At 43.4% G+C, this 7,638-nt stretch carries 8 protein-coding genes; 4 read left to right on the top strand and 4 right to left on the bottom strand.

Going from position 1 to position 7,638, the window contains the following annotated elements; all coding sequences use genetic code 11:
- Positions 1–11: 11 nt before the first annotated feature.
- Complete coding sequence (locus tag AC1DSE_RS13710; RefSeq protein ID WP_441961881.1) at positions 12–740, bottom strand: amino acid ABC transporter ATP-binding protein; 729 nt, start codon at positions 738–740, stop codon at positions 12–14.
- Positions 715–1,737 (bottom strand): amidohydrolase family protein, encoded by a 1,023-nt coding sequence (locus AC1DSE_RS13715; protein ID WP_477511116.1) that lies wholly within the window; start codon positions 1,735–1,737, stop codon positions 715–717. The genes AC1DSE_RS13710 and AC1DSE_RS13715 overlap by 26 nt, the downstream gene beginning before the upstream one ends.
- Before the next feature lie 349 nt (positions 1,738–2,086).
- On the opposite strand from AC1DSE_RS13715, the gene AC1DSE_RS13720 reads away from it, so the two are divergent.
- The 4 genes from AC1DSE_RS13720 to AC1DSE_RS13735 all read left to right on the top strand — a co-directional run bounded on the left by AC1DSE_RS13720 (position 2,087) and on the right by AC1DSE_RS13735 (position 6,052).
- Entirely contained in the window at positions 2,087–2,704 is a 618-nt protein-coding gene (locus AC1DSE_RS13720; protein WP_339203842.1) for a TetR/AcrR family transcriptional regulator, read from the top strand.
- A 120-nt stretch (positions 2,705–2,824) separates the two neighbouring features.
- Positions 2,825–3,964: an alanine dehydrogenase gene (ald, locus tag AC1DSE_RS13725; protein ID WP_339209701.1), complete on the top strand. Its 1,140-nt coding sequence runs from the start codon at positions 2,825–2,827 to the stop codon at positions 3,962–3,964.
- 16 nt (positions 3,965–3,980) lie between these two features.
- Positions 3,981–4,187 carry a 4-oxalocrotonate tautomerase gene (locus tag AC1DSE_RS13730; protein ID WP_441880944.1) on the top strand — a complete coding sequence of 69 codons (207 nt, stop codon included), beginning with the start codon at positions 3,981–3,983 and terminating at the stop codon, positions 4,185–4,187.
- A gap of 113 nt (positions 4,188–4,300) precedes the next feature.
- On the top strand, positions 4,301–6,052 hold the full coding sequence (locus tag AC1DSE_RS13735; protein ID WP_441880943.1) for a methyl-accepting chemotaxis protein: 1,752 nt from the start codon (positions 4,301–4,303) through the stop codon (positions 6,050–6,052).
- A gap of 107 nt (positions 6,053–6,159) precedes the next feature.
- Here AC1DSE_RS13735 and AC1DSE_RS13740 read toward each other — a convergent pair whose 3' ends face one another.
- Entirely contained in the window at positions 6,160–6,831 is a 672-nt protein-coding gene (locus tag AC1DSE_RS13740) for a hypothetical protein (RefSeq protein ID WP_441880942.1), read from the bottom strand.
- Positions 6,824–7,510 carry a hypothetical protein gene (locus AC1DSE_RS13745; RefSeq protein ID WP_441880941.1) on the bottom strand — a complete coding sequence of 229 codons (687 nt, stop codon included), beginning with the start codon at positions 7,508–7,510 and terminating at the stop codon, positions 6,824–6,826. Before AC1DSE_RS13745 ends, AC1DSE_RS13740 begins: the two co-directional genes overlap by 8 nt.
- Positions 7,511–7,638: the final 128 nt, after the last annotated feature.

A 7,638-nucleotide genomic window follows, 5' to 3' on the forward strand; every position in this document is an offset into this window, starting at 1 on the left:
ATTCCCTTTTATTAATGAACCAGAATTCGACTAAGAAACAATCTCGTTCTGTCTTCACTTGGACTGGAAAAGAAATGTTCAGGTTTTCCTTCTTCAACGATCTGACCTTGATCCATGAATATAACGCGATCGGCTACTTCACGTGCGAAGCCCATTTCATGCGTAACCACAACCATAGTCATGCCTTCGCGTGTTAGCGCTTTCATGACGTCTAAAACTTCACCAACCATTTCAGGATCTAATGCAGAGGTCGGTTCGTCAAAAAGCATGACTTTGGGCTTCATTGCGAGTCCCCTAGCAATAGCTACCCTTTGCTGCTGACCACCTGATAGTTTGGAGGGGAAAACATTTGCTTTCTCCGTTATCCCAACTTTATCAAGGTAATACATAGCCAGCTTCTCAGCCTCGTTCTTTGGCATGCCTCGGACTTTGATAGGAGCAAGCGTGATATTCTCGATCACTGATTTATGTGGATATAGATTAAAATGCTGAAACACCATTCCAATCTCTTGCCGCATGACATTAATATTCGTGTGCTTGTCATTCACTTTATGGCCGTTCACAACAAGTTCTCCAGAAGTAACATTCTCCAATCGGTTAATGCAGCGCAGAAGCGTGCTTTTGCCAGATCCTGATGGACCAATGATGACAACCACTTCTCCTTCTTTGATGTTTAGATCAATATCTTTCAGGACGTGGTTCGAGCCATAATGTTTATTTATTTTGCGAAATTGAATCACGCGGTGAACCTCCGATACGAAAGAATTTTGCAGCATTTCCGCCAAATAAAGCGGCCTTTTCTTCTTCGGTTAAGTTGAGGCTTTGTTCGATGACCTGGCCTGGAGGAACTTCCCTAAGCAAAAAGGGGTAATCAGAGCCCATCATAATTTGTTTATGACCAAATCTATCTATCATGAATTTGAGGTTAAGAGGATCGAATACTAAAGAATCATAAAACATTTTTTTGGCATAATAGCTGGGCGGATGTGTCGTTAAACGAAGCTGAGGCCATACGTTCCACCCTTGATCAAGCCTCGGCAGAATATAGGGAAACGATCCACCGCCATGAGCAAAACAAACCTGCAAATCTGGGAATCTCTCCATTAGGCCGCTCCAAACAAAAGTAGCTGCTGCTAGAGCCGTTTCGCTTGGCATGCCTATCGTATACATGAAATTATGCCTTGGCGTTCTATCTTTTCCGAGTGTCTCCCATGGATGAATGAACAAGGGGACCTTCCATTCTTCAGCCATTTGGAAAAATGCAATAAAGGAAGGATCGTCTAAATTTTTACCATTTATGTTGGAGCCGATTTCAATTCCATTTAAATGAAGCTCATGCATGCAGCGATCCATTTCACGAATAGCGGCATCAGCGTCCTGCATCGGGACGGTACCGAGCCCGGCAAAACGGTTTCTATGCTGCGCGACCGTTTCAGCTATAAAGTCATTCTGAATGCGTGACATCTCTATTGCTTCATCTAATGGTGCCCAATAAGAAAAGGTAACCGGAATTGGAGACAAAACCTGCATATCAACGTTTTCCCTATCCATATCCTCTATTCTTTTTTTGGGGCTCCATACTTGATCCGTTACCTCACGAAATGATTTGCCGGCTACCATAATCGTAGCACCGCAAGTACATGTTCGATTTAATATCGGCCATCGATCTCCCCCGTATTTCTGATAAAAATCGGGTAGCTGCTCAGGTATAATATGCGTATGCGTATCGATTCGCATGATTTGAAACCTCCTTATAAAAGGGATATCATTCTAAGTAGAAAAGCATGTGCTGGGAATAAAGATGACGAGATGTCAGTTTTTTTGAAAAAAAACACCATCGAATCCCAAATGAGGTATACTATTTAAATAAACCGCTTACAAATTGTGCATCCTTTGTAAACTTTCAGCTTGGATATCTATCATATTATGATGATTATGACATCATGTCAATAAGAATTATGCAAATTTGATTTTGGATGTTAGTCGATGAACCGCCATTCTTTTTTATATTTACAATAGGGATGTCATTCGACTAGAATGTATAGTACTCTACAGGCAATATTCTCTTGAAAGGTTGAGATCCTATATGGAAAACGAAATAAAAGATATCGATGGTCGACACCTTAGATCGCAGCAAACGAGGCAAAAGCTTTTAAAAGCAGCCAGAACCGTTTATTTAAAAGAAGGCTTCCAGAACAGTACAATTAATCAAATTATTAAATTGGCAAAAACCGGTTATGGTACAGCCTATACCCATTTTACCGGAAAAGATGATTTTCTAATCGTATTGATGGAAGACGTCATGCAGCAGTTTTTTGATATCGCGAATATCTCCTTCCAACCGACATCCAAAGAAGAGGCTAAAAAGGTCATTAAGAGTCAAGTACTCACCTTCTTCCAAATAGCCGAATCAGAACGAGACATGATGAAAGTGTTTGCTGAAGCTATGGGACTCTCATCCGCGGTAAATACAAAATGGGAAGAAATACGACACAAGCTTATTCAAAGTATAACGACTGACATCACCTACTCTCAGCAGCATGGTTTAGCTCGAACAGACTTAAAAGCAGAGCTCGTTGCATGCCAATGGTTCTATTCGAATGAAATGTATCAATGGGATATTGTTCATAACAGACACCAATATTCTCTCGAAGAAATTGCGAATACCATCACAACTATGTATACCGACGCTCTTTACTTATAAGGGCTCGGTATGCCTTTTTGGCATTCTTGCACAATAATATTGACACTTTGTCATATTTATTTTATATTGATGCTGCGTCAACTTGTTTGCACAAAATTGGTTGAAGGGATGGAAAAGCAGATGATTATCGGGGTTCCAAAAGAAATTAAAAACAACGAAAACCGTGTCGGAATTGCACCAGCCGGAGTAACGGCCTTCTTGAACAATGGTCATGAGGTTTGGATAGAAGCGCAAGCAGGAGCAGGCAGCGGATTCTCGGACGCTGACTACTTAGCCGCAGGAGCTAAAATTGTATCCACTGCTCAGGAAGTCTGGTCTGCAGAAATGGTTATTAAAGTGAAAGAGCCGCTTGCAGAAGAATATGTTTATTTTCGTGAAGGCTTATTATTATATACCTATCTTCACCTTGCTCCAGAAGCAGAGTTAACAAAAGCTTTGGTCGATCGCAAGGTCGTTGCCATCGCCTATGAAACGATTCAATTCGATAATGGAGCTTTGCCGCTGCTCATGCCGATGAGTGAAGTTGCCGGACGAATGTCGATCCAGATCGGTGCCCAATTCCTTGAGAAGCCGCATGGCGGAAAAGGTGTTTTATTAGGCGGCGTGCCTGGGGTAGCGCCTGGTGAGGTGGTCATTATCGGCGGCGGAATCGTTGGTACAAATGCGATTAAGATCGCTGTCGGATTCGGCGCTTCTGTTACCGTACTCGATGTAAGTCCAGATCGCCTTCGGCAGCTTGACGATATGTTTGGCGGGCGTATTCGAACGCTAATGTCCAATAGCTATAACATCGCAGAAGCGGTAAAAAAGGCTGATCTTTTAATCGGTGCTGTTCTTATTCCAGGAGCGAGAGCTCCTCGCTTGGTTACGGAGGAAATGGTTAAAACGATGCAGCCGGGGTCTGTCATCGTCGACGTTGCCATCGATCAAGGCGGCTCTATTGAAACGGTGGACCGTATTACTACCCACAGCAATCCTACCTATGAAAAACATGGTGTCATCCACTATTCCGTTGCGAACATGCCTGGTGCCGTCGCTCGAACTTCTACGATTGCTTTAACTAATGTAACGATTCCYTATGGCGTACAAATTGCCAACAAAGGCTATAAGCAGGCTGCTCTAGACAACAAAGCCATTGCTAGAGGTATTAATATTGCTGAGGGCAATGTAACCTATAAAGCGGTTGCCGATGCACACGGATACGATTACATTGACATTTCCGACTATTTGAATACCCCTTCTAAGCAAGTTGCCGTGTAAGGGAGAATCATGAGATATGCCAATCGTAACGATTCAGATGATGGAAGGAAGATCAACCGAACAAATAAAGTCTCTTATTGCCAGCGTAACAGAGACCATTGCAGCAGAATTGAACTCTCCAAAGGAGCGAATTCGCATTTTAGTTACAGAAATCCCCTCCACCCATTGGGGAATTGCCGGTGTTCCAGCAGCAGAAATTATCGCTCCGCCTAAACATACGTAGTGACTTCCACCTGCATAAATTCAGCCACTTTATTGGACGGTGAGATCGGTACCGCCAATGATGGTGGCTATTTGTTTTGATAACTGTTGCTTAGAAAAGGGGTTTACCTAACGATGAAACAAATCAGCAATTCTAAACAAATGAAACTATCTTTTTTTGGAAAAAACCTGCTTCTCTCCGGTTTGAACATCGTCTTGATTGCGCTTATCCTCATTACAGCCAGCTATTTTATCCAAGAACGAGTTTTAGTCAAAACCTTAAATCAACAGGCAGAAGGTTTTGCAGCGCTTGCTGCAAGTGAATTCGAATTAGCCGAAGTTAAAGAAGCTTTCCAAAATCATGACGTAAACAGTCCGCTCCACAAAAAACTTATTGGGAAAATAGCACATTTTCAAAATACGAACAACAGTGTATCCCAATCCTATTTATACTCTGTTGATATCGCACAAGGAAAAACGCCGATTCTGCTAGCCGTCCCGCAAGACTATATTGACTCCGGCTACACGCCGGGCACCGCTTATGAGCAATCCCCCGTCATGCTGAAGGTCATGAAAAAGTTGCTCGAAAGCAAAAAAGCAGCAACAACAGACATTTACACAAACCGTTATGGACAATGGATAACCGTCGTTCATCCCATCATGGATGAGCAGAACAATGTCATTGCGGCATTTGCGATTGATCTTCATGCGGATATCGTCTCCGAAGGAAAAAAAGAGCTGCTCCTATGGACGTTGTCCGTTCTGATAGCAGCGCTTCTCGTCATTTTGTTTATCCAAATTGTTGTGCTGCGCAAATTGCTTTCACCTATTAAAGAGTTGAACGGTGCTTTTCGTAAAGTTAGCGAGGGTCAGCTTGATGTGAGTCTGCCCACTAATCGTCTGGATGAATTAGGCTTATTGAATGCCCGTTTCAATGAAATGATATTAAGCTTACGAGACATGATTAATGGTGTACAGCAAAATGCCCATCAAGCAACGATTCAAGCGAATGAACTAGCAACGAATGCCGAGCAAAATTCGAAGTCGCTTAGTGAGGTTTCACACCGCATTCGCCAGGTTGCTGTTGGCGCAGAAACGCAGGAACAGGTAGCCTTCGAAAGCTCTCGTGCAATGGAGGAAATGGCAGTGGGCATACAGCGTGTAGCTGAATCCGCAGCTAGTATGGCGGTTGCCTCTGAGGATATGTCTGAGGAAGCCTCACAAGGCAATCTCTATATTACGAAAGTTATCCATCAGATGGATGGCATCCATCAATCCGTTCAACAATCGTCCGCTTCCATCAACTCGCTAAGCGATCGCTCTAACGAAATTGTGCAAATTGTCGAGGTCATTGCTGGAATTGCATCACAGACCAACTTATTGGCACTGAATGCCGCCATTGAAGCAGCCAGAGCCGGCGAACAGGGAAAAGGATTTGCAGTTGTCGCAAGCGAAGTTAGGAAGCTAGCTGATCAATCCCATCAGGCTGCCACTCAAATTGGCGTATTAATCCTTGAGATTCAACGAGAAATAACGCAGGCGGTACATGCCATGGATGAAGGAACGAAGGAAGTAACACAAGGCATGTTAATCGCGGAGGAGACGGGAGATAAATTTCAAACCATATATGCGGCCACGCACAATGTTGCTCAGCTGATTCAAGAGGTTTCAGCCATATCTGAGCAAATGTCAGCGGGCTCTGAGGAAGTCGCCTCCTCTGTTCAGGAGCTCTCAACTATAGCTGAAAGCTCTTCAAAGGCTGCTATTGACGTCGCTAATGCATCGGATGCACAGCTCGATTCTACGAAGGAAATTAGCGCTTCCGCTGTATCACTTAATGAAATGTCCAAGCAGCTGCAAACATTAATTAGCAAATTCAAACTATAAAATAAAAAAAATGCGTCGGCAGATATAAAGCATACACTCTGCCGGCGCATTCATTTCCTCCCACCTAAATAGGGAAAGCTTATTTTGTTCAGGGCGTATTAAAAAAATCATAGTTTTACCTTGTTTTTCACAACTGCACTCTTATGAATTTTCAGTTCATCACGGTATTCCACCGTCTCAATTTCGCAGTCTATACCTATAATTACATTCTCTCCTCTAACGATACTTGCCTTCGTATAATGAAGCTCGATGTTATCGCCCTCGATCAACCCCGCATTGAATATAACCCCGTCCATCGATTTCATCAGCCTCAGCAATGTTCCCACTTTGCTTCTTTTAATTTTGATTTTGCTGCCTCCGACCTCTTTGGCAAAGCTAGGTCCGAACATACTAATAGCCAGCTGATCTGAGCTTAATAATCCATCGATATTTACTGCGCCACTTATGTGCAGCTCTTCCGCTTCACAATCACCTGCTGCATCCAATTGACCCGTTAATTTAATTTTGTCTACTCTAACTCTTCCTTTTGACTTCATCTCACCTCGTCCTTGCAAGCTAAGCCCATTTAAGCTGCCATCAACGGCACATACGCCCGTTATCTTCATATCTTTCGCAATTAAATTTCCAGCGATCTTGACTTCTCCCGTCAGTCTGAGCTTCTCACAATCCACATCACCGTTAAATTTACATTCGCCTGTTATATTCACATTTTGATAAAACCCGCCCGCTGACGTTGTTTCACCTAATACTTTCAATGGATTCCGTATAGGCTCAGTCACTAACCTTCTCCTCCTTCATAATTGCAGCGCCGGGATGTACGGACAGCTTCGAGCGATATTCTACTCGTCCTATCGAGCAGCCCTGACCAATGATGACAACATTACCCCTAACGATATCTGCAGTTGTAAATTCAATATCAATATTGTCGCCTTCAATGACCCCAACACGCAGCTCAGGCTTTAGCTTCGGAATAATTCCACTGAATAATTTATTCCACATTCCCACGTCTGCCTGCCTGATGACCAGGTTTTCCACGCCAATCTCATTCGCTTTTCCTTGGCCTTGCAGTTGAAATTCCAGCTGGCCCGCACTGAACAAGCCGCCAACCGTGAAGCCGCCCTTACCTGTAAAATGCTCTAGCTCACAATCACCTTTTATGCTCATCATGCCATTTAATTCACAGCTTTCGCCGCTAACTCCGCCCGCGATAGTAAGCAAACCATCCGCCTTCATATTTCCAAATTTCATATTGCCTTTCACATCCATCGTACCATTAACTTCAAGCTCATCTGCCGTAAGATGTGCCTTCATTCGTATATGTCCATTTCCCTTAAACCTTCGCGCAACAATAGGTCCGCTTACTTTGCCAACACCATCTATAGATACGTTATCGTAGCTTCCACCTGCGGCACCGCTAACTCCGCTAATCTTTAAATCTGACAGCTGATATTCCGTCATCGCTCTTCCCTCCATTAAGAAAGCTTCCCTTTTAATTGTTCAATCAAATCACCTAAGCTTAGCTTGGCAACAAGTCGGACACCCTCGTCAAATACTAATTCAGTTGGCGAGTGCGCCATGATAAAGGA

Source organism: Paenibacillus sp. 01L418, assembly GCF_056400045.1.

What these genes read in the sequence shown, in the direction of transcription:
- AC1DSE_RS13745 (WP_441880941.1), bottom strand. Translation starts at nt 7,510, where the DNA reads ATGACGGAATATCAGCTGTCAGATTTAAAGATTAGCGGAGTTAGCGGT.
- AC1DSE_RS13730 (WP_441880944.1), top strand. Translation starts at nt 3,981, where the DNA reads ATGCCAATCGTAACGATTCAGATGATGGAAGGAAGATCAACCGAACAA.
- AC1DSE_RS13715 (WP_477511116.1), bottom strand. Translation starts at nt 1,737, where the DNA reads ATGCGAATCGATACGCATACGCATATTATACCTGAGCAGCTACCCGAT.
- AC1DSE_RS13720 (WP_339203842.1), top strand. Translation starts at nt 2,087, where the DNA reads ATGGAAAACGAAATAAAAGATATCGATGGTCGACACCTTAGATCGCAG.
- AC1DSE_RS13735 (WP_441880943.1), top strand. Translation starts at nt 4,301, where the DNA reads ATGAAACAAATCAGCAATTCTAAACAAATGAAACTATCTTTTTTTGGA.